Here is a 22,583-nt window from a genome sequence, read left to right as displayed (position 1 = left end):
TATTGTCATATCCATATAATTTACATGGAATTAATTAGAGAAGTTAAAAGATGGCTTAACGGTGGAGCGACAAGGGAAGATAGGGGATAGCGCTATCCCCAAATGTAGAGAAAACTGTCAGCAGAGTTCGAGCTGCACGTTATATTGTTCAATCACTTGCTGGATGCTTGGCGGGGGAAGTTGGTCAGTAAATAGGTGATCAATGAGGTTCATATTACCCAGATTAACCATAGCATTGCGGCCAAATTTAGAATGGTCAGTAACTAGCATAACGCAACGGGAGTTTTCGATAATTGCGCGTTTAATGCGTACTTCATGGTAATCAAATTCCAGTAATGAGCCATCCATGTCAATGCCACTGATGCCGAGAATGCCGTAATCAAGCCGAAACTGAGAAATAAAATCCAGTGTGGCTTCACCGATAATCCCGCCATCACGGGAACGAATCTCCCCTCCCGCCAAGATTAAACGGAAGTCCTCTTTTGTCATCAACAGAGTAGCGACGTTGAGGTTGTTAGTGACAATTCGCAGACCTTTATGATTTAACAATGCGTGGGCGACAGCTTCTGGTGTCGTGCCAATATCAATAAACAGGGTTGCGCCATCCGGGATATGGCTGGCAACACGTTGCGCAATACGTGCTTTCTCTTCCGACCACATGATCTTGCGGTCGTGATAAGCAGTATTAACTGAACTTGATGGCAATGCGGCGCCGCCGTGATGCCGCTGTATTTTGTTTTTATCTGCCAAATCGTTCAAATCACGGCGGATAGTCTGGGGGCTGACATCAAAGTGTGCAACCAACTCTTCAGTGCTGACGTAGCCCTGAAGGCGCACCAGCTCAACTATTGCATCATGCCGTTGAGTTTGCTTCACGATAGTCCTCTAAGTTTCTAAAAATGCCGGTTATTATTTTTAAATGTGTGACGGTTATCCCATAACGCCATCAGTAAGCCGATAGTTAAACCAGAGAAATGGGCGGCGTTGGCAATGGATAGCCCAAATGCATCGAAGTGTCCAACAATCAACCAGAAGATCGAAAAAGCCATCAAACCACGGGGAACGCCAATATTACGTTCGGGTGCGCGTTCACCGGTTAGCCAGACATAGCCAATTAAAGCGTAAACAACCCCAGAAAGACCGCCAAAATGAGAACCACTGAATAATGATTGTCCCCAGCCGCTAAAAACAGCGGAAACAATCATAATCACAAACAGTTTTCCTGTACCGAGATGCTTTTCTGTTTGCCCGCCAAGATACCACCACCACATGAGATTAAAGATGATATGCAGTAGTGAGAAGTGAAGTAAGCCGTGGGAGATCCAACGCCATAGCTCCATATGTTGGCTATCGTCAGGCCAGGCCAGCCAAGACATCACCTGATAATCCCCGGCAAATTGCATCCAGAGATAAACGGCGATATTTAGGAGTAAAACCGTAATGGTCAATGGGCCGGCCTGACGACTTAAATATTGCCAATTCAGACTATTGTGGTACTTCAATGGGTGATTCACATCACCAGATTGCCAACTAGCTGCTTGATAACGTTCATTTAGCGGATCGCGGGTAAATTGCTCCAGTTCTTGCTGAACCATAGTAAGTTTCGTGTCATCTTCTAGCCACAGTTCGACGTGTTGCCCATCGTGACCGGGACGCATAGTGAGATGGACCTGATGGGTTGCCATATAATCGATAAAGGCTTGCGCTAGACGCGGGTTTGAAATAGCGATTACGCGGATCATTTGGTGTGTTATGCCGGATTATGTAAGGAGTCAACAGCGTGAGGATAGTCTCTGCGCCAGGCTTCAAAGCCGCCATTAATGCTGTAGACAGTTTCAAAACCGATGTTTAATAAATACTGAGCGGCGTTCTGGCTGCTATGGCCGTGATAACACATGACCATAACCGGCTGATCGAAATTGGCCTGTAACATAAATTCATTCAGTGTGTCATTGGTTAAATGAAAAGCGTCGCATGCATGACCTGCCCGGAAACTCTGCGGATCGCGGATATCCACCATGATGGCGGATTTATCCTGCCAGTATTGATAAGCCTGCTCAGGGCTGATGGTTTGAAAATGTTCCATATATATTTTGACTTGCTCTTAAAGACTTAGAGATTATCTCGTTAGGTTATTATTGTAATAATGTTTTCCCGACGATTACCCGAACGGGAAAATTTGTTATCAGTAATACGTTATTAGTAATACATTCTCAGTAATAAGAGTGTTCACCGCGTTGGTGTTCAGTTAAGTCTTTTACTCCTTTTAGTTCTGGGAACATGTTCAGCAACTCTTTTTCAATCCCTTCTTTCAGAGTGACATCAACCATTGAACAGCCATTACAACCGCCGCCGAATTGCAGGATAGCAAAACCATCATTAGTGATTTCCATTAGGCTGACACGGCCGCCGTGACCGGCCAATTGTGGATTAATTTGTGACTGCAAAACGTATTCCACACGTTCGACAAGTGGGGCGTCGTCAGAAACTTTACGCATTTTGGCGTTAGGGGCTTTTAATGTTAGCTGAGAACCTAACTGATCGGTGACAAAATCAATTTCAGCTTCTTCAAGGAAAGGAGCGCTCAGTTCGTCGACGTAGGCTGACAGTTGATCAAATTTCAGTTCAGTATCTGTCGCTTCAACAGCATCAGGCGGGCAGTAAGATACGCCGCACTCAGCGGTAGGGGTGCCTGGATTGATGACAAATACGCGAATTTGTGTACCTGGTTCTTGGTTTGCCAGTAATTTGGCAAAATGAGCTTGCGCTGCTTCAGTAATATTAATCATATCATTTGCTCAATAGTTGACTGCTATAGTTGGTTATAATACGCCCATTTTCGTATTGACTACAAGGTTCGACAAATCGCCCAGACCTGCACTGAACGGGCGCCAGCACGAATTAACAAACGGGAAATTTCAGTCATGGTCGAACCGGTGGTAATCACATCATCAAGTATGGCGACATGTTGTCCCGCGACTGGGCCGCAAAGCTGAAATGCTTTCCTGAGATTAATCTTACGCCGTGCTGCCGATAAATTTCTTTGTGGTAGTGTAGCATGCGTCCGCTGTAGAAAGCTTTGCTGGTAATCGCATTGTAGCCATTCTGATAACTGCTTTGCCATTAATACACTTTGATCAAATCCCCGTTTCCAACGCCGGTGTCGATGCAGCGGCACACTGAGCAGAATGTTGGGTTTATACCATCGTCCATCACGATAGCCCTGTTGCCAGTGCAGCAGAAACAGACGCGCCAGAACTGACGCAAGTTGTGGGGTGCTGTGATATTTATAGCGACGAATCAAGCCGCTCAAGGGCGGGCAATAGTCGGTAATCGCTATCATATTCTCCCATAGAGGCGGTTTTTTGAGGCAGCGTCCACAAGGCAGTGAAGGAAGTTCTGAGGGGAGAGCGCAGCACGGGCACATGTTTGTCAAACGTTTCAACCGTTTGTTGCAAAAGCTGCATATTCCATGATGTGGCAACCAAAGAGGCTGATGGCATAGCCAACAGTACCCAACCATTGTTAGCATAGACTTCTTCCTTGATGGCAAATAAAGTTGAGAATAACAATGGCTGATCTATTTTGGCAGACTTCTGCGGGAGATTCGCGTGATCTTGTGTTGCTGCACGGATGGGGGCTGAATGCAGAAGTTTGGCGTTCCATTGAAATGCGATGCGCTCCGCATTTTCGTTTACATCTGGTGGATTTACCGGGTTATGGCCGTAGCCAGAAATATGGTCCGATGAATCTTGCCGACATGGCGGATGAAGTTTGGCGATATGCGCCTGAGAATGCGCTATGGCTAGGTTGGTCGTTGGGAGGATTAGTTGCCAGCCGGATTGCGCTTGACCATCAGGATAAGGTTGCCGGATTAATTACCGTGGCATCTTCACCGCATTTCAGCGCAGAAAGTGACTGGCCGGGGATTAAGCCGGAAGTTTTGCGCGATTTCGAACATCAGCTTAGTGAAGATTTCCAGCGCACAGTTGAACGTTTTCTTGCTTTACAGACATTAGGCACTGACAGCGCCCGTCAAGATGCGCGATTGTTGAAATCTGTTGTGCTGGCGCAGCCGATGCCTTCTGTTGAAGTGCTGCATGTTGGTCTGGAAATTTTGCGTACCGAAGATTTAAGGGAGCCTTTGGCTGAGCTTACCATCCCATTCCTGCGGATTTACGGTTATCTTGATGGGTTGGCGCCAAGGAAAATTATTAACATTCTTGATGAAAAATGGCCGAGTTCAGTTTCAGCCATGATGCGTCATGCCGCTCATGCGCCTTTTATTTCTCATCCAGATGAGTTTGTTGGATTGTTGATTGAATTTGTTAGTAGAGAAGGATTGTAAGGTCGATGAGATAACAGATTTTTATTGGCGTGGTTTGGAAAAGTAAAGCGTCCGCCGCGTGAATGCGGCGGCTCAATTAATTCATAGTCAAATAAATATATACCCAATGGATTTCAAGATGCATCGCGACGGCAAGGGAGCGAATCCCCGGGAGCATAGAGAACTATGTGACCGGGGTGAGTGAGTGCAGCCAACAAAGAGGCAACTTGAAAGATGACGGGTATAAATATTTATTTATACCTATCCTCACTTGGGTGATAACTGATGAAAAAGTACATTAGTATAGGTGTCCACGAACTTGATACTTATCTTGATTACGCTATTTTAAGCATCATAGCTATATATAGCTTGCATGCTACTCCATCCGAAATGGGGATATTGGGTGCTTGCTTTGCTGCTCCATTTCTGGCGGCAAGTGGATTATTCGGCAAGCTGTTTGACAACGGAAATGTATTAAATTGGAGGACATTGCTGTTCTTTATTAATGGCATTACCATGCCTTTTCTATCTGTAGCTGATCCAATTATATTTCTTTATGTCATTACATTAATCAAGACAGCCTGTCGGTGTGGGCTTGGAATATCAAGCACAAAATTGAATGTAGATGATAATGAATCTCAAAGATTTTATGAGATTTATGGATATATTACCAACTTTAGCAGAATAGTTATTCCCTTGCTTGTTGTATATCTAAACACAAACTATGGGTTATGGTTTGTCCTGTTATTATCAATGGCATTTAATCTGGTCGGCATGTTGACATCGTACTTTGATAATACTTCTCGGCTTGATGTAAATAAAAGTATAAATGTTACTGTTGTAGAACGTTTCTCATTCGTACAGCAATTGCGAAATAAACCGGATTTATATTTACTTGTTTCGGCTTATACTTTGTCAAACTTAGCCTTTTTTCTTAGCAATGATATGCTCGGTATCTTCTTCGAGAAGATTGGGCAAAATCAAAGTAGTATAGGCTACATAATTTCACTTCTCGGGTTCGGTGGCATAATAGGAACGCGAGTTTCTGGCTGGTTACTTAAAAAATTGTCAGCCAAGAATGTCTTATTATTTTCCGTTATGGCTAATTTTGTGGCCTTTTGGGGGTTTGGTTTTTTAGACGCAAAAACATATCATTATGCTACATATTATTTATTGGTTTTCCTCGTTGGTATCGCCTCTGGTGTGACGTTTTTCGCAATTAGATACGGTGTAAGAAATATTATTGGTTTTGAGCACGTAGGAAAAGCTACAGGAGATATACAGAAGATTTCATCTGTAGTGGCAATTTTGATGCCAATTATTGGTGGGTATATTGCAAAACTCATTTCTATCGAATTCACTTTTAAATTAACAAGCATCTTGCTTGCTGTGATATTTCTGTATTTTTTATTTAAAAAGCATAAATTAACTGAGGAAAGGAATAAATATGTACAACCAAAATAAGCTTAGCAATATTGATTTTATCAATGCAAAACACTATGACTTGTACTTGAAAGGAAAAACCAAGCAAACATGGGATAGTAATCTGAATTGGAACTTGGCCGGGAGAGATTTGATCCCTGAGAGCTTATACGAGACCGCTATAGTCGTTGCGAGTTTATCTGTTCATGTTGAAATTTTGGGAATGCAAAATGCTGCGGAGTTACTGCTTCAATGTGGTGATTTTTCGTTGAAAATAGGACTAGCTCAAGCTGTTAATGATGAAGCCAGACACTCTGAACTTTTCGCGAAATATGCAATTTTAGCAAACGGCAGCATAAAGGATTTACCGAAAACTAGGGATATATATATTGAACACTTTGCCAAATTAAGAAGTTTTGATGAGACATTTCTCAGTCATGTTTTTCTTGAGAATGGTGCTCTAGAGCAATTTAACATTTTTATTCACGCTTTCGGTGATAAAAGCTTAATCGGCCAGATATATAAGGGAGCAATGCAGGATGAAGCGAGACATGTTCAAATGGGAATTACATACTTTAGGGCGCTTATCGAGCAGTCACCGGCTAAAAAAGAAATGGTTATAGATCATCTGACTACTTTTAAGAAAATATTGCACGTCAATAAAGATGGGGTTAACTGGCTGTCAGATATCAGCGGTATCCCCGCTGATGAAATTGAAACCAGAATTAAAAACCGACATGATAACTTCATTAATAAAATCATGGAGAGATGATTAATGTTCAGTGGTATTCACGTTATCGAAAATGCAATAACAGAACGAGAAATAGATATTATTTACAGATATTTAGCTATTTCGAAAAATTTAGGGTATTTAAAGGGGAATAATGACTCAACCAAAGCCCATATGTATTATGCCACACCTTATTTTGAAGCCATGCTGAGCCATTACTGTGATTTAGTATCAGACATTGTAAATGAAAAAGTATATCCGAGTTATTCTTTTTTATGGAATTATAAAAAGAAATATGCACTTCCAAAGCATAAGGATAGAAATTCTGTAGATTACATTATCTCGATTGGAATACATACTAAAGAGGAAGCTGATTGGAGTTTATACGTAGAGAATAAACCGGTAAATATGAAATCTGGTGACCTTTTGATTTTAGATGGGAAGAAATTTGAACACTGGAGAGATCCTTGTCCATATAAAAATAGATTACAACTTATTTTGTGTTATACACGGGATTTATCATTAAGATTCGATAAAAGGCTACATCTTGGTTACGATCCTGTACCTGAAGTTATCACATCACCTTTTAAAGAAAAACTAAGTATCGACGATGATTATATAAAGGAGCTAAGTACTTACTATGTGTAATGGCCGATATAAATTTGTAGAGACATATATTTTTTTTGACGGGAGATCTGTTCTCCGAAATTTTCAAGATGAATATGATAATCTGGTTACCTTTGGTTTTATGGCAAAAGGTAAATATCGCTGGCTTGCGGAAACTACTGAGCATTTTAGGATTTATAATGGAGAAGCCTATTTTAACATTGAGGAAAAGAGGGTATTAGTACGATCTGGTGATGAAATTATTGTTCCTAAAAATTTAACCTTTGAAGTCGAAGTAACAGAACATTTAGATTATAGGTGCTTTTATGATTAATTTAGGAATTATTGGCACAGGATTAATGGCAAAAGTCATAGCTAAGAGTTGTGCTAATATTGGTGTTAAAGTTTATTCTGTATTATCAAGGAGTAAAAATAACGCAGAATCATTTTGTAGCGAATTCTGTAGCAGAAAAGGAAAAGGCTACACTGTACCTAAAGCTTTTTTCGAAGATCCGGGACTGGATGCAGTTTATATTGCAACTCCCAGTTCAACAAAAGAGTTTTATATGAGATTATGTCTCGAGTATAAAAAGCATATTTTAGTTGAAAAGCCTTTGCCTTCATCTGTGTTTCTCTCGGAATTTCTTGAACTCTCAAAAGAGAGAAATATTATTTGGATGGATGCAACGCACTTTGTGCATAATGAGTTATATAATTCGTTACCGAAACTAATAGATAGACATGTGGGCAAAATTGTCAGAATCGACTCAAATTTTTTTTGGCCGAGTACCGATTACTCACATATAAAATTTAACCTTTATCTTGAGGATAAAGGTGCCCTTGGCGATCTTGGTTGGTACCCTATTCGTATGATTTTATCGCTTATTGAAAGAAAAGAGATATCTAAATTAGACTCATTTGTTTTGAAGAAAGAGACAGGAGCTATTGTCGAATTTAATGCTATAGGTTTAACAAGCTCTAATATAACTTTCAGTATGGCTTCATCCTATCGAGGTTCTACAACTAGGCAGGAAGTAACAATATCTGGTGAAAAGGGCGAGATTAGCATTCAAGATTTTGTAATGCCATATTGCGGCTCCTTTGTCTATGGTAGGATGCTGCCATTTTTGAGAGTAAAAATGACATCGGGACTAAAGCCATTGGTTGATAAGGAATATAAAAAAATATTCCTTAAAGATCTACAACATCACAGAATGGTATATAATTTTATTGATTTCATCAAAGGAAATAAAGACAAATATATACTTGATGAACTTCAGAAAAAATCTTTAGATACTATAAGACTGATTGAAACCATCCAATGTCAATCAGGTTCTCTGCAAATTTAAACTAAAACAAATGGAAAAAATATGGAGAATCTCAGTAGTTATTTTGATTTTATATATCAGGATATTGCTATTCCTTTTTTTAAAAGATTAACTGTGTTTTTTGCACCAAGTCATGGGTTGTTCATTGGCTATTTGTTTATGGCTTTTTTGATTGCCGTTTTGTTTTATGCCTATAAAAATAAAACGGTCAACCCATTAAAATCGAGCAAAATGGTAGTTAAAGCGCATAAATTAACATCTAAATCATCAAAGGATGATTTCATTTTTTATTTTGTCGACAAGATAGTATTTGGATTTACATATGCCCTTATTTTATCGTCAGCTTTATTCTTTAAAGAAGGAACTATAAATCTCCTGTCATTTATTGGCATTCCTCACTTTCATGTTATTCCTGGCATAGCTCTCAACTTAGTTTTGACCCTAGGAGCAATTATTGTTTTTGACTTTTCAGTTTTTTTCGAACATTTTATATCTCATAAAATCAGGGTGTTATGGGAATTTCATAAAATTCATCACATTGCTGAAAATCTTACACCTTTAACTGCCTATAGGTCTCACCCGGTAAATCAAGGATTTTTTATTCTGATAGCAAGCTTGTTTACAGGTATATATGCAGGAGGAGTGTCTTATTTTTTCAATGCTCAGAATGAGTATATTATTTTTGCTGGGCAAAATGTATTTATGTTTTTACTTCTTATGTTTGGTTTGAATTTACAACATTCTATGGTTTACTTAAGATATCCTCCTTTTATTAGAGATATTCTTGTTAGCCCTGCATATCACCAATTACATCATAGTAGCTCTGTTAAACACCATGATAAAAATTTTGGTTTTATTTTTTCATTTTGGGACCGTTTATTTAAAACACAAATTATGCCTCAGGCAGATGAAGTGTTGACTTTTGGTGCAACTGGCGAAAAATACGATGATTATTCTGGTGTGAAAAACATGTATGTAACGCCTTTTAAACGAATTGTAAAACGATTGAAGAAAATGATTGTAAGTCTCCGGTAGCAGTTCCTGTAAATACACACTTTTGTCAAGTGCGTTAGAGAGGCGAATATACTGCTATCCATTGTGTATCCTGTAATTAACGGAATTTGTTAAAACGAATGAAAGAAATTAAATGGAGTCTTAAAAATGTCTGATAATGATTATGATATTATCCCGTTTTCTGAAGCTAAAACGCTTCTTTTAGAAGACGCTGCGACTCTGGCTGCATATAACGATATCCAGATCCGCAAAAAATTGATGAAACAACTTAAAGATGCACGTAAAACGTTACATCTTACTCAGCAAGATGTTGCTCAGAAGATTGGCGCTCAGAAGCAAAACATTGGTCGTATGGAAAATGGCAAGAGTGTGCCAAATCTGGATACTTTAAGCCGCTATGCTGCTGCGCTTGGGGGAGAATTTGTTTTCCAAATGTCTGTAAATCAATAGACTGTATGTGTGTGGTTATGGCTTATGACCCTTTGGATTAACTGGTTGTTGATACACCCCACTTTAAAAAAATGGGGTTGTCTCAGACTAACGATATATGATTAGCCATTCTGTAATATGGCTCAACACCCCCCAGCAATCCGATAAACCGCCGTATCACATTTCTGTGCTTCAGGGCATTGTTTGCAACCGCCGCTTAGACAGGCAGTTGCATCAATTTTTTCCAATTTGCCCATCACTGTAAGTTGTTCAAGCATAGCGGCAATCATCTGTACTGACGCACAAAGCTGGTGGCTTAACAATTTGGCATCTGCCCGTCCATTCAGAGCGACGGCATCCCTTACTTGTAACAGGCTAATCATTTTTAACTCCTAGTGACAGTTTCCACTGGAGCAGTGGCAGCTATTTCCTGGGTTGCTGATTAACTTCATCGTCACACGGCTGCGGGCCCGACGCAGGAAGTAGAACACCAGTGCGTTAAATAGAACGACGGTCAGAATAATGATCAGGCTGTTTTGCGAATGCTGTGAGAAAGTCACCATCTGGTAGAACAGGGCTGAAATTGAATAAGCTACATTCAGTCCCCACAGGATGGAGAATGTCATCCAACCCCGGCTGGTTTCACGAGCGATCGCGCCCATCACCGAAACACAAGGTACATATAACAGAACAAAGATCAGATAACTGTAAGCTGAAATAGCGGAACCAAATTTGGCGCTCATGGTTCCCATAGAACCACTATCCATCTCACCATCGCCTTTATTAGCTTCGATTGGGTTGGCAAGCACGCTCAGAGTGAAGGTATCTTTCAAACTATTCCAGGTTTCACCAACTGCATCTTTCAGCTCATCAAGCAGATTGAATTCATCTGCATTAAACGACTCATTATTAATACTTTCTGCGGTGTACAGGGTATTAAGTGTTCCAACAACGACTTCTTTTGCCATTGCGCCAGTTATCAGACCTACGGTTGCCTGCCAGTTATCTGAGTGAACGCCAATGGGCTGTAATATGGGCGTAATAACCTTGCTGACCGAAGCGAGAGCGGATTGGTTGATGCTATCCACCGCCTTACCAGAGAATGAGAAACTGTTAAGAGCGCCGATGAACATACTGGCGATAACGATCACTTTACCGGCACGGATAACAAAACCTTTCAGGCGTTGCCAGGTTTGCAGAAACAGAGTTTTTAGATGTGGAATATGGTAAACCGGGAGCTCCATAATGAATGGCGAAGCTTCGCCGCGCATAATGGTGTATTTCAACATCAGGCCAGTCAGAATAGCGACTACAATACCCAATATATAAAGGGAAAAAACAAAAGTTGCTCCATTTTTGCCAAAGAATGCGGCGGCAAATACGGCAAAGATGGCTAATCTTGCGCCGCAAGACATAAAGGGCGCCATCATAATCGTGATCAAGCGTTCACGCGGAGCATCTAGCGTTCTCGCCCCCATAATGGATGGGACGTTGCAACCGAAGCCAACGATCAGCGGAACGAAAGATTTGCCCGGTAGTCCCAGAACTTGCATCAGACGGTCCATGACAAACGCCGCCCGCGCCATATAACCAGAGTCCTCGAGGAAAGAGAGGAATAAATACATCATGCCGATTTGGGGGACCAGTGGCAAAACTGTGTTGATACCGCCGCCGATACCTTGCGCGAGGAACACTGTCAGCCATTCAGGAAAACTTAAGGTATACCCAAGCCATTGAACTCCATGAATGAAAACAGCGACAGAACCACTGTCAAAGATAGGTTGCAGAGCACCACCAATATTAATTGCCAGCACGAACATTAGATACATAACCGCCAGAAAAATAGGTACGCCCAGCCAGCGGTTGAGGATAATTTTATCGATTGCCTGGGTAAGTTTGTTTGGCATGGCTTTTTGGGTATCGATTACGGCCATGCACAATGTATTGATGCTTTGATAACGCGCATCGGCAATCATCAGTTCCGGCTCTTCATATTGCTGTTGTTGCAGGCGTTTTTTAGATTCAGCCAGTATCGAGGCGGCAAAGCCGGAACGTTCCAGACTATAAATATCCCCTTCAAGCATTTGAAGCGCTAACCAACGGCGTTGTTGAGCATGAAATTTTTCTGAAATTGCACCAGATAACGTCTCAACTTCTTGCAACAAGCAGTCGGGGTAGTGAATCAATGATTGCCCGGCATTCTGCTTATGGCGGTCAATTGCCTGTTTCAGTTCATTCAGTCCAGTTGCACGAGTCGAAACCATTGGAATGACTGGACAGCCAAGGCGTCGCTCCAGTTCGGCGATATCAATTTGAATATGCTGACTGTCAGCGATATCCAACATGTTGAGTGCGACGATGCATGGAATGCCTAATTCCAACAGTTGTAACGTCAGATAGAGATTTCGCTCAAGATTAGATGCATCTACGACGTTAATCAGCATGTCAGCATCGCCACTTAGGATATAGTGGCAGGCTATCTGCTCATCCAGTGATGTTTGTTCAGAAATCGTGGTTAGAGAGTAGGTTCCCGGTAGGTCAACTAACTCAATTTTGTGTTCCGCGGTGGTAAAACGGCCAACTTTTCGTTCTACCGTAACGCCAGCCCAGTTGCCTACACGTTGTCGGGCGCCAGTAAGTTGGTTAAATAATGTCGTTTTGCCGGCATTGGGGTTGCCAATTAAGCCAATGGTCAGTGCTTTCATGTTTTTGGTGCCAGATTAAATTAAGAGTAACTGTTTCGTTGCTTGCAACGGATTATGCGTTGCATTGAGCGTTGTCTAATGTGAGAAATTCCAAGTCTTTTTTTCTCAGAATCAGGCTGACTCTGCGAGTCTCAATTTGTATCGGATCACCTAAAGGCGCTAAGCGGACAACATGAAAAGAAGAACCGGGCAACATACCTAATGACAGTAATTTCTGCCGGTAAGCTGGGCTGATCTTCGGAGAAAAGCCTATGATCTTGTAACTATGGTCTGGAAGAAGTTGCATATAACCTTCCGGAATGTGTGATAAGTAAAATAATACCGAGAATGAGTCATACCCATTCATTATGAAGTGCGATTTTTAACCCAATTCATAATAATTGCAAATAAGAATAATAACCAACATTAATTTCAATGTTAATTCTATTTTCATTATTGGTGTTAATTTAGCCACTCAGGTTGGCATAAATCAGTGAGTTTGGATTTTTTCTGATAAAAATGGTGGAACGTGCACTGCCGAAGCAGTGCATCTGTTTATAGCGATGGGAATGTTAACGTTTTTTTCCGAATGCGGCGGCTAGCGCATCACTCATAGCACTGTTTCCGGCTGAGGTAGAAGAACGGGAAGTATTACGGTTCCGATCATTACGTTCAGGACGGCGGTCAGTTTGTGCATTATTACTGCGGCGTGAGTGGGTTTCTCCCGGTTGCTCATCAAGGCGCATGGTCAGAGCGATGCGTTTACGGTTCAGATCAACTTCCAGCACTTTTACTTTAACGATATCACCTGCTTTTACCACGGTGTGAGGATCTTCTACAAAGCGATCAGACAGCGAAGAGATATGAACTAAGCCATCTTGATGAACGCCGATATCGACAAATGCGCCAAAATTAGTCACGTTAGTGACGGCACCTTCCAGCACCATTCCCGGACGCAGATCATTCATGGTTTCCACCCCTTCTGCGAAAGTCGCAGTTTTAAACTCTGGACGTGGATCGCGGCCAGGCTTTTCCAGTTCTTTCAGAATATCGGTAACGGTTGGAACACCAAATTGCTCGGTGGTGAAATCCTGAGGTTGCAATCCACGCAATGAAGTAGGGTTACCCATCAATTCCTGGAGTTTTTGCTCAGTGGCCGCCAAAATTTTTTCCACTACCGGATAAGCTTCCGGGTGAACGGTCGATGCATCCAGCGGGTTATCACCGTGATTAATCCGCAAGAATCCAGCACATTGCTCAAAAGCCTTTGGCCCAAGACGATTGACTTTCAGTAATTGCGCTCGGTTATTGAAACGACCATTTTCATCGCGCCAGTTGACAATATTCTGGGCAATCATACGGGTTAACCCGGCAACTCTGGTTAGCAGTGGAACAGAAGCGGTATTGAGATCCACGCCGACGGCGTTTACACAATCCTCAACGACGGCATCCAGTTTTTTGGCAAGCTGACTCTGACCGACATCATGTTGATACTGACCTACACCGATGGATTTTGGATCGATTTTCACCAATTCAGCCAGTGGATCTTGCAAGCGGCGGGCGATAGAGACTGCACCGCGTAGTGAAACGTCCAGATCAGGAAACTCCTGTGCTGCCAGCTCAGAAGCAGAATAAACCGATGCTCCTGCCTCACTGACAATCACTTTTTGGGCTTTTATCTCTGGAAACTGTTTTTGCACATCGGCAAAGAAACGTTCTGTTTCGCGGGAAGCGGTTCCATTACCGATGGCCGCCAGTTCTACTTGGTGTTTGATACACAACGCCGCGACACTCGCAGCAGCTTTAGCTGCTTGACCGGTATGAGGATAAATCGTGTCTGTGGCAATCAGTTTGCCGGTTGCATCAATAACGGCCACTTTGACGCCGGTACGCAGACCGGGATCAAGCCCCATTGTTGCGCGCATACCCGCAGGTGCGGCCATCAATAGGTCTTGTAGGTTGCGAGCGAATACTTTGATGGCTTCATCTTCCGCTTTCTCGCGCAAGGTACTCATCAATTCAGTTTCAAGATGTAACAATACCTTGACGCGCCAGGTCCAATTCACCACAGCTTTGCGCCAGCTATCTGCCGGTGCATTGTTCAAGCGCAGATTAAGATGCTGAGTAATAATCTGTTCGCCATAACTCTCTTTCGGTGGTTCATCAAACTGAGGATCAGCATTTAGGGAAAGTTGCAGTATGCCTTCATTACGGCCGCGGAACATAGCCAATGCGCGGTGAGAAGGGACTTGTGCGATAGGTTCATGGTGATCAAAATAGTCGCGGAATTTAGCGCCTTCTTCCTCTTTTCCGGCAACGACTTTAGCGACCAGATGGGCATTTTTCCATAAATAGTCGCGTACTTTTGCCAATAATGCGGCATCTTCGGCGAAACGTTCCATCAGGATATAACGCGCGCCATCCAGCGCCGCTTTGGTATCAGCGACACCTTTATCAGGATCAACAAAGGTAGCGGCAACCAGATCCGGTTCTTGCTGTGGATCTTGCCACAAGGCGTCTGCTAGCGGTTCAAGACCTGCTTCAATAGCGATTTGTCCACGGGTACGGCGTTTCGGTTTATATGGCAGATAGAGATCTTCCAGCTCTGTTTTGCTGAGAGTGCCATTAATGGCTTCTGCCAGTTCTGGTGTCAGCTTGCCTTGCTCGTCAATGGACTTAAGAATGGTTTGACGACGGTCCGACAATTCGCGCAGATAACTCAGGCGGGTCTCAAGTTGGCGAAGTTGGGTGTCATCCAGACCGCCGGTAGCCTCTTTACGATATCGTGCGATAAAAGGGACAGTATTCCCTTCATCAAGCAGGCTAATCGCTGAAAGTACTTGTTGTGGCTGTGCCTGTAGCTCACTTGCAATAATTTGGCTCAGAGATTCATTCATGTTGCGTTTTCTTCTGGTGGATAGGCTTCAAATATTCACAAAACCCCCTTTATACGTTCTGCGAGAAACAATTTCCAATCTTATTCTGACGAGTTACGATACTATTCAACGAATTTGTTGCCGATGACGCTATAGCAACTGCGATCAGCCCCAAATGTGAAAAGTTGTTGCTGGAACCATAAGTGGGTTGCCGGACTTGCTATGAGCTGTTTCTAAATATACGAATTAAACTAAAAGAGCAGTTAGAATAGGAAAAATTTGAGTTTCATCGCATTATTCCAGAAGCAGGTAACTAATTAATTACAAATCTACTTTTGATTTTCGTTAAAAATGGAGGGATTACCTAAAGAATTTATTTAATGGAATACGAACATGTTTACTTCCAGATTAACAATGTTGCACTTAATTATGTGAATCTACCCATTTTAAATTTTTTAATGGGCTAATGAATAAATTCGAGTTCTTACCTGTTCAGCTGACATAATCGATTTTACCCATTGCGGCATGGCATGTGAGTTGAATCATTTGCTCTCGCGTTTTTGATTGCGTCATGAATTAAACTAAGTGCTCTGAAATAGTGGAGATTCTGATTATTCATTCTGTCTAATTCCTCTGGTCTCTTCAATGCTAATTGGATCTCTGCCGTTGATAAGTGCAGTCTGGCAACAGTCTGCACTTATCTGACTTAAATACCGTCAAAGAGGAAATCGAGTGCCGCCTTTACTTGATTACGGTATTGCGATGCATCGCAAAATTCAGCACCCAAAGCATAAACAGATATACTGGCCAATTCGTGAGTCATGACCGCATATTCTTTGTCGTCTATCAGTCTGATAACGGGGATCATTCGAACAGGGCGACTGCTGTCAGGATATTTTTCAACTGGCAACAGTGGGATCACAATTCTGCGGTTTAACTGCCCGATAATGTCACTCGTGACGTCCAGCAATAGGGGATAAACAACGTTTTTCCCAGTATTACGGTAAACGGTGAATTGCATTGTTAAAATGTCCTGTGTTCATCACTAAAACAACCATGTTCATCATGGAAACGGTTTAACGCCTCCAAAGCTTCCCTATTATCTTCCCGCCATTTCAGCGCTTCGTAATTGCGTAATTCGGCATCCAAGGCGGCGGTCAGTGTGGCGCTAAAGTTAATACCTGCTTCACGTGCCCGGCTCAGTAAGCTTCGTTCTACAGTCATTGTGACGCTCTGTGTGTTGCGTTGTCTTGCTGTCATGATTTATCTCCGGCATTGAGTATACGTGTATGCTACACGTATATATACACGAATTATAGTTCTGAATGTCGGTTTTTTCTGCTTGTTATGCTTATTAATTCATTCGGTTGTTATTCTTCGATATATAGCTAACTACGTCATGTCGAAAGATATTTTATATATTCGATTTCATTCACGTACCACAGCATTTTTCCTGTTGGTGTATGAACGATTGCACTGTCGCCAACTTCTTTCTTCAATAAAGCCCGAGCCATTGGAGAGTCGATTGATATGTAATCTTTGCGACCAAAAATTTCGTCGTATCCAACAATACGGAAGCGTTTGATCTCACCTTGATCATTTTCGATCTCTACCCATGCCCCAAAGAATACTCGCCCATCTTGTTGGGGGGAATAATCAACACATCGCAATTCTTCTAAGCTCTTGGTTAGATATCGAACTCTCCGATCAATCTCCCGCAGCCTTTTCTTGTTATATTGATAATCTGCGTTTTCACTTCGGTCACCGAGACTTGCTGCCCAAGTGACTTTTTTAGTCACTTCTGGACGCTCCTCACGCCAGAGATAATCCAGTTCTTCCTTTAATTTGTTGTAGCCTTCACGGGTTATCAGTTTAGTTTTCATTTTAGCTTGATGTAGATACTGTAGTTAACCTCATAAATATAAAACAGTCCATTTTGGGAGATGTCAAATTAAGACTCGGTTTTTAGTCATTAATCGGTAGATCCCGGCTGTTTTGCAAGATTAGCGTATTGGTTACATTCAGATCGTCATTGGTTGAGTAAATTTATCACTGTTGATGGATTGGGCTGCGTGGCAAGCGAATACGATATGCTCCCACTGCGGTGAGCACGGGTGTTAAAACGGGAGATAATATGGTTAACAGATGGTTTCGAGTTAGCATTATCGGTAACAAGATTGCTTTACCTGTCTGCGCATTATGATATTTGGCTCTAATATTTATAATGTTCATCATATAATTTATGGTTCTGTGTACTGAATAGTATGTATGCTGTGAATCTTTCTGGTGATGAAACAGGCTACTAAGGTTTAAGTGAAGAAAAAACAAGCGAAATTGTTTACTATAGTAAGGAAAGGTGACGAAAACTCGATTGTTGAGCGATTTTCTTGTCCAAACGTCGGTGAGCTGAACATTATCGATCCAGATCCTCGTTAGTCAGGAAAAACCGAAAGCCGTGGCGTAGGTCAGAAGATAATATGCAGCCAAAGGCATTTTTCGTTTAGTCGGCCTGATGAATTTAATCCAGCTAATAAATGGATTTCTATCGATTTGCCGGTAGTCGGGGCGTTAATTGATAGGTTGGCGGATAGCGAAATAACGGTAGAAATTCGATAGTTGACAGTGAATTACTGCGTTCTCGTTGTCAGTAATAAACCACTAAATTAATAATTCGAATTAATAACAGTGGAAATAAGTCCTATTAGGAATAGTCTCAAAATACAGATATCTGGTTTCTATCTTTGGGTTAATCTCTTTCAAAATGATAAATTTATCAAAGCATGTAGTGTTTTTTGGAGTTTGATAATGCAAGTAGATAACAAGATCCTTGTGGTGGATGATGACATGCGTTTACGAACGTTATTAGAGCGTTATCTGACAGAACAAGGTTTTCAGGTACGTAGTGCCGCTAATGCGGAGCAGATGGACCGTTTACTGACACGGGAATCTGTTAGCTTAATCGTATTGGATTTAATGTTACCGGGGGAGGATGGGCTGTCTGTTTGCCAAAGGCTGAGAAACCAAAGTAATCCGGTGCCGATTATTATGGTGACGGCGAGAGGAGAAGAGGTCGATCGTATTGTTGGGTTAGAAATTGGCGCTGATGATTATATTCCGAAGCCATTTAATCCTCGTGAGTTATTGGCGCGTATCCGGGCGGTATTACGTCGTCAGGCGAATAAGTTATTGGGTCTGCCGGCTGAGGATGATGCGATTATTAATTTTGGTAAGTTTAGCCTCAATTTGAGTACACGGGAGATGTTTCAGGGAGATGAACATATTCAATTAACCAGTGGAGAATTTGCTGTATTGAAAGTACTGGTTTCTTATCCTGGCGTGCCGCTGTCTCGTAATAAGCTGATGAATTTAGCTCGTGGCCGGGAATATAGCACGATGAAGCGATCTATTGATGTCTTGGTTTCGCGTCTGCGCCGTGTAATTGAAGAAGATCCTGCCCATCCTCGCTATATCCAGACTATCTGGGGTCTGGGTTATGTCTTTGTGCCTGACGGAATTCGTGTATGAAATTATTGCGATTCTCCCCTCGCAGCACATTTACCCATACTTTATTCCTGATTATGGCTATGCTGTTTATCAGTCTGGTAACCAGCTACTTGGTTGTTGTGAATTTCGTTATCATGCCAAGCTTGCAGCAGTTCAATAAAGTATTAGCGTATGAAGTTCGTACCCTAATGGCTGAAAAATTAAAGCTAGAGGATGGTTCTTTTCTGGTCATATCGCCGGTAGTTCGCCGGGAGATTTACCAAGAGTTGGGTATTACGCTCTATTCTGAATCTGACGCGGAGATACAAGGTTTACGTTGGGCCAGACATTATGATTTCTTGAGTGAGAAGATGAGCGAATACCTCGGCGGCAAGGCTGATCTTCGTCTGGAGATAAACACAGATAATCCTATACTTTGGCTTAATTCTTACCTTTCTCCCGATATTTGGGTCAGGGTTCCTCTGACTGAGATAGAACAAAATCAATTTTCTCCTATTTTCCGTTATACACTGGCAATTCTATTACTGGTATTCGGTTGTATCTGGCTTTATATCCGTTTTCAGAACCGGCCTTTACTGGAAATGGAGTATGCAGCCAGGCAAACAGGTAAAGGTATTATGATGCCGGCGGTGCGGGAAGCGGGTTCTCTGGAAGTTCGTGCAGCCATTCGCGCATTTAACCAAATGTCCGCCGGGATAAAGTTATTGGAAAGTGACCGCACGATATTAATTGCTGGCGTAAGCCATGATTTGCGTACTCCGCTGACACGTATCCGATTAGCAACAGAAATGATGAGCAAGGAAGATGCTTATCTGTCTGAATCTATCAATAAAGATATTGAAGAGTGTAACGCGATTATTGAGCAATTCATTGACTATCTCCGTACCGGTCAAGAGATGCCAATGGAATTCTGCGAACTGAACGCTATTCTCAAAGAGGTTATTTCCGCCGAAAATGGCTATGAGCAGGATATTGAAAACCATCTGTCTCTTAACCCAATAACCGTTAACGCCAATCCGATTTCGATTAAACGGGCATTGGCTAATATGTTGGTTAATGCCAATCGTTATGGTAACGGCTGGATTAAAGTGAGTAGTGGTCAGACAAATAAATTTGCCTGGTTTCAGGTAGAAGATAATGGAGCAGGCATTAAGCAGGAAGATTTGCCGCGGTTATTTCAGCCATTCGTTCGTGGCGAAAGAGCGCGTAGCAGCAGTGGAACAGGGTTAGGTCTGGCGATTGTTCAGCGAATTATTGATGCTCATGATGGGAAAATTGAAATGGGTACCAGTCCCAGAGGGGGATTATCTATCCGTGTCTGTATTCCTGTGGTGGAAGATAATTTTTAACGGCTTGATAATCATCTCCTATATTTGATTTTAATGGTGTATGGAGATGACAGTTTTATGTCAGTCTCAGGTTAAGCGCCCATTGTGCTGTCATAAAAATGTCATAATTAAGACATTTTGCTGTAATTAAATTAACCTATTTTCCCTCCTGCACCTTTTTTGAATTTGACGAATACATTTCTTTATTGATTCTCAATATCCCATTAGGAGGGATTATGAAACTGATGCGTACCACCGTAGCCGGCATAATGGCAGCGACGTTTTCTTTGACAACCTTGTCTGTATTTGCTGCCACTAGCTTAACCGGGGCAGGTGCGACATTTCCCGCGCCGGTGTATGCCAAGTGGGCGGATTCTTATCAAAAAGAGACAGGTAATAAAGTCAATTATCAAGGCATCGGTTCTTCCGGCGGCGTAAAACAAATTCTGGCGAATACCGTTGATTTCGGTGCTTCCGATGCCCCTTTATCCGATGAAAAGTTAACTGCTGATGGTTTGTTTCAGTTTCCGACAGTCATCGGTGGGGTGGTTCTGGCGGTTAATATCCCGGGGGTTAAAGCCGGTGAATTGACACTGGATGGTAAAACTTTAGGCGATATTTATTTAGGTAAAGTGAAAAAGTGGAATGATCCAGCGATTACTCAATTGAATCCAGGAGTCAAACTGCCGGATCAAGATATTGCTGTGATACGTCGTGCTGACGGTTCCGGTACCTCCTTTGTGTTTACTAGCTACCTCTCTAAAGTGAGTAAAGAGTGGCAAGAAAAAGTTGGCGCAAGTTCCACTGTAAACTGGCCTATTGGTTTAGGCGGTAAAGGTAATGATGGGGTTGCCGCATTTGTTCAGCGTCTGACGGGTTCCATTGGTTATGTTGAATATGCTTACGCGAAACAGAATCATCTGGCTTATACCAAACTGGTATCTGCTAACGGCAACGTGGTTAGCCCGACAGGAGAGAGTTTCAGCGCCGCAGCGAAGAGAGCGGAATGGCATAAAACATTTGCTCAGGATTTGACGAACCAACAAGGCGCAAATGCGTGGCCGATGACCTCCACCACATTTGTTCTGGTTCATAAACAGCAAAAAGATGCCGTGAAAGGGGCAGAAGTATTGAAATTCTTTGACTGGGCTTATGAGAAAGGGAGTAAACAGGCAAACGATCTGGATTATGCAACTTTGCCCAAAGAGGTGATTGAGCAAGTTCGTGCAGCTTGGAAAACCCAGGTGAAAGATAGCAATGGTAAGGCCCTGTATTAAGTCGTGTTGATAGTGATTGTTTTAAAATATCGATTAAATTTGTCGTTTTAATTTCTCCCTCCATTTAAGGGGGGAGTTAACCCCGAATGAGAATAAGCTCTATGGCCGAACAGAAAACGGCAATGAAAGCACCCAGTAAAAATGGCGATATTATTTTCGGCGCACTGGTTAGACTAGCTGCGCTGATAACTTTATTTTTGTTAGGAGGCATCATTATTTCGCTGATTATTGCCTCCTGGCCAAGTATTCAGCAGTTCGGCATCTCTTTTCTTTGGCAGAAAGAGTGGGATGCTCCGGCAGAGCAATTTGGCGCCTTGATACCGATTTACGGTACGTTGGTGACTTCGCTGATTGCGTTGATTATCGCAGTGCCTGTCAGTTTTGGGATTGCCCTGTTCCTAACGGAACTCGCGCCTAACTGGCTGAAACGTCCGCTCGGTATCGCCATTGAGTTATTGGCTGCCATCCCAAGTATTGTGTATGGCATGTGGGGATTGTTTGTTTTTGCGCCGTTATTTGCCGCCTATTTCCAGCAGCCTGTCGGCAATCTCCTCGCCAGTATGCCGATTGTGGGCGAATTGTTCTCCGGCCCTGCCTTTGGTATCGGTATTCTGGCAGCGGGTGTCATTCTCGCTATCATGATTATTCCTTATATCGCCTCGGTTATGCGTGACGTTTTCGAACAAACGCCGGTGATGATGAAAGAATCCGCTTATGGTATCGGCTGTACTACCTGGGAAGTTATCTGGCACATCGTGTTGCCTTACACCCGAAATGGGGTGATTGGCGGTGTCATGTTGGGCCTTGGTCGTGCGTTGGGGGAAACGATGGCGGTGACTTTTATCATCGGCAACACCTACCAGCTCGACAGTTTTTCACTGTTTATGCCCGGCAACAGCATCACTTCTGCGCTGGCGAACGAATTCGCGGAAGCAGAATCTGGCTTGCATACCGCATCATTGATGGAACTTGGCCTGATTCTATTTGTGATCACCTTCATTGTGCTGGCGCTATCAAAATTGATGATTATGCGTCTGGCGAAGAATGAGGGGCGCTGA

The 22,583-nt window shown here is 42.4% G+C and carries 24 protein-coding genes; 12 read left to right on the top strand and 12 right to left on the bottom strand.

The window, feature by feature from the left end; all coding sequences use genetic code 11:
• Positions 1 to 117: 117 nt before the first annotated feature.
• From V2H77_RS22730 to gntX, 5 genes are all read right to left on the bottom strand, one after another.
• Entirely contained in the window at positions 118 to 876 is a 759-nt protein-coding gene (locus V2H77_RS22730) for a DeoR/GlpR family transcriptional regulator (protein ID WP_341500583.1), read from the bottom strand.
• A 17-nt stretch (positions 877 to 893) separates the two neighbouring features.
• Positions 894 to 1,742 carry a rhomboid family intramembrane serine protease GlpG gene (gene glpG, locus V2H77_RS22725; RefSeq protein ID WP_341500582.1) on the bottom strand — a complete coding sequence of 283 codons (849 nt, stop codon included), beginning with the start codon at positions 1,740 to 1,742 and terminating at the stop codon, positions 894 to 896.
• An 8-nt stretch (positions 1,743 to 1,750) separates the two neighbouring features.
• Complete coding sequence (gene glpE / locus V2H77_RS22720; protein ID WP_341500581.1) at positions 1,751 to 2,086, bottom strand: thiosulfate sulfurtransferase GlpE; 336 nt, start codon at positions 2,084 to 2,086, stop codon at positions 1,751 to 1,753.
• A gap of 127 nt (positions 2,087 to 2,213) precedes the next feature.
• Positions 2,214 to 2,789 (bottom strand): Fe-S biogenesis protein NfuA, encoded by a 576-nt coding sequence (nfuA, locus tag V2H77_RS22715; protein ID WP_065390949.1) that lies wholly within the window; start codon positions 2,787 to 2,789, stop codon positions 2,214 to 2,216.
• A gap of 59 nt (positions 2,790 to 2,848) precedes the next feature.
• Entirely contained in the window at positions 2,849 to 3,532 is a 684-nt protein-coding gene (gene gntX / locus V2H77_RS22710) for a DNA utilization protein GntX (RefSeq protein WP_265377740.1), read from the bottom strand.
• Between the two features lie 39 nt (positions 3,533 to 3,571).
• On the opposite strand from gntX, the gene bioH reads away from it, so the two are divergent.
• The 8 genes from bioH to V2H77_RS22670 all read left to right on the top strand — a co-directional run bounded on the left by bioH (position 3,572) and on the right by V2H77_RS22670 (position 9,877).
• A complete protein-coding gene (bioH, locus tag V2H77_RS22705) occupies positions 3,572 to 4,348 on the top strand; it encodes a pimeloyl-ACP methyl ester esterase BioH (RefSeq protein ID WP_341500580.1) in 777 nt (258 codons plus the stop codon).
• 264 nt (positions 4,349 to 4,612) lie between these two features.
• Positions 4,613 to 5,791: an MFS transporter gene (locus tag V2H77_RS22700; protein ID WP_341500579.1), complete on the top strand. Its 1,179-nt coding sequence runs from the start codon at positions 4,613 to 4,615 to the stop codon at positions 5,789 to 5,791.
• A complete protein-coding gene (locus V2H77_RS22695) occupies positions 5,775 to 6,521 on the top strand; it encodes a ferritin-like domain-containing protein (protein WP_341500578.1) in 747 nt (248 codons plus the stop codon). Before V2H77_RS22700 ends, V2H77_RS22695 begins: the two co-directional genes overlap by 17 nt.
• A 3-nt stretch (positions 6,522 to 6,524) precedes the next feature.
• A complete protein-coding gene (locus tag V2H77_RS22690) occupies positions 6,525 to 7,127 on the top strand; it encodes a hypothetical protein (RefSeq protein WP_088374731.1) in 603 nt (200 codons plus the stop codon).
• On the top strand, positions 7,120 to 7,419 hold the full coding sequence (locus V2H77_RS22685; protein ID WP_341500577.1) for a pyrimidine/purine nucleoside phosphorylase: 300 nt from the start codon (positions 7,120 to 7,122) through the stop codon (positions 7,417 to 7,419). The genes V2H77_RS22690 and V2H77_RS22685 overlap by 8 nt, the downstream gene beginning before the upstream one ends.
• Complete coding sequence (locus tag V2H77_RS22680; RefSeq protein WP_341500576.1) at positions 7,412 to 8,434, top strand: Gfo/Idh/MocA family protein; 1,023 nt, start codon at positions 7,412 to 7,414, stop codon at positions 8,432 to 8,434. Before V2H77_RS22685 ends, V2H77_RS22680 begins: the two co-directional genes overlap by 8 nt.
• Before the next feature lie 21 nt (positions 8,435 to 8,455).
• Complete coding sequence (locus tag V2H77_RS22675; RefSeq protein ID WP_341500575.1) at positions 8,456 to 9,448, top strand: sterol desaturase family protein; 993 nt, start codon at positions 8,456 to 8,458, stop codon at positions 9,446 to 9,448.
• Between the two features lie 126 nt (positions 9,449 to 9,574).
• On the top strand, positions 9,575 to 9,877 hold the full coding sequence (locus V2H77_RS22670) for a helix-turn-helix transcriptional regulator (protein ID WP_341500574.1): 303 nt from the start codon (positions 9,575 to 9,577) through the stop codon (positions 9,875 to 9,877).
• Between the two features lie 122 nt (positions 9,878 to 9,999).
• Here the strand turns inward: V2H77_RS22670 and V2H77_RS22665 are convergent, their stop codons facing one another.
• The 7 genes from V2H77_RS22665 to greB form a co-directional block, all read right to left on the bottom strand.
• Positions 10,000 to 10,239, bottom strand: coding sequence for a FeoC-like transcriptional regulator (locus V2H77_RS22665; RefSeq protein ID WP_341500573.1), 240 nt, complete (start codon positions 10,237 to 10,239; stop codon positions 10,000 to 10,002).
• Between the two features lie 9 nt (positions 10,240 to 10,248).
• Complete coding sequence (feoB, locus tag V2H77_RS22660) at positions 10,249 to 12,561, bottom strand: Fe(2+) transporter permease subunit FeoB (RefSeq protein ID WP_341500572.1); 2,313 nt, start codon at positions 12,559 to 12,561, stop codon at positions 10,249 to 10,251.
• A gap of 52 nt (positions 12,562 to 12,613) precedes the next feature.
• Positions 12,614 to 12,847: a ferrous iron transporter A gene (gene feoA / locus V2H77_RS22655; protein WP_046396399.1), complete on the bottom strand. Its 234-nt coding sequence runs from the start codon at positions 12,845 to 12,847 to the stop codon at positions 12,614 to 12,616.
• 265 nt (positions 12,848 to 13,112) lie between these two features.
• Complete coding sequence (locus V2H77_RS22650) at positions 13,113 to 15,437, bottom strand: Tex family protein (RefSeq protein ID WP_341500571.1); 2,325 nt, start codon at positions 15,435 to 15,437, stop codon at positions 13,113 to 13,115.
• A 685-nt stretch (positions 15,438 to 16,122) separates the two neighbouring features.
• Positions 16,123 to 16,437 (bottom strand): CcdB family protein, encoded by a 315-nt coding sequence (locus V2H77_RS22645; protein ID WP_265513018.1) that lies wholly within the window; start codon positions 16,435 to 16,437, stop codon positions 16,123 to 16,125.
• Between the two features lie 2 nt (positions 16,438 to 16,439).
• Positions 16,440 to 16,676 (bottom strand): type II toxin-antitoxin system CcdA family antitoxin, encoded by a 237-nt coding sequence (locus tag V2H77_RS22640; RefSeq protein WP_088374722.1) that lies wholly within the window; start codon positions 16,674 to 16,676, stop codon positions 16,440 to 16,442.
• A gap of 137 nt (positions 16,677 to 16,813) precedes the next feature.
• Positions 16,814 to 17,299 carry a transcription elongation factor GreB gene (gene greB / locus V2H77_RS22635; protein ID WP_265513017.1) on the bottom strand — a complete coding sequence of 162 codons (486 nt, stop codon included), beginning with the start codon at positions 17,297 to 17,299 and terminating at the stop codon, positions 16,814 to 16,816.
• Between the two features lie 922 nt (positions 17,300 to 18,221).
• On the opposite strand from greB, the gene ompR reads away from it, so the two are divergent.
• From ompR to pstC, 4 genes are all read left to right on the top strand, one after another.
• The gene (gene ompR / locus V2H77_RS22630) at positions 18,222 to 18,941 is read left to right on the top strand and encodes an osmolarity response regulator transcription factor OmpR (RefSeq protein ID WP_341500570.1); all 720 of its coding nucleotides are present in this window, start codon (positions 18,222 to 18,224) and stop codon (positions 18,939 to 18,941) included.
• Positions 18,938 to 20,269, top strand: coding sequence for a two-component system sensor histidine kinase EnvZ (gene envZ / locus V2H77_RS22625; protein ID WP_341500569.1), 1,332 nt, complete (start codon positions 18,938 to 18,940; stop codon positions 20,267 to 20,269). The genes ompR and envZ overlap by 4 nt, the downstream gene beginning before the upstream one ends.
• 215 nt (positions 20,270 to 20,484) lie before the next feature.
• Entirely contained in the window at positions 20,485 to 21,525 is a 1,041-nt protein-coding gene (gene pstS, locus V2H77_RS22620; RefSeq protein ID WP_341500568.1) for a phosphate ABC transporter substrate-binding protein PstS, read from the top strand.
• Between the two features lie 101 nt (positions 21,526 to 21,626).
• Positions 21,627 to 22,583, top strand: a complete 957-nt coding sequence (pstC, locus tag V2H77_RS22615) for a phosphate ABC transporter permease PstC (RefSeq protein WP_341500607.1) — start codon at positions 21,627 to 21,629, stop codon at positions 22,581 to 22,583.

This window comes from Photorhabdus sp. P32, from assembly GCF_038085095.1.
Classification (GTDB): domain Bacteria; phylum Pseudomonadota; class Gammaproteobacteria; order Enterobacterales; family Enterobacteriaceae; genus Photorhabdus; species Photorhabdus luminescens.
The sequence above is the reverse complement of the archived record's forward strand: the minus strand, read 5'-3'. Positions and strand labels throughout refer to the sequence as shown.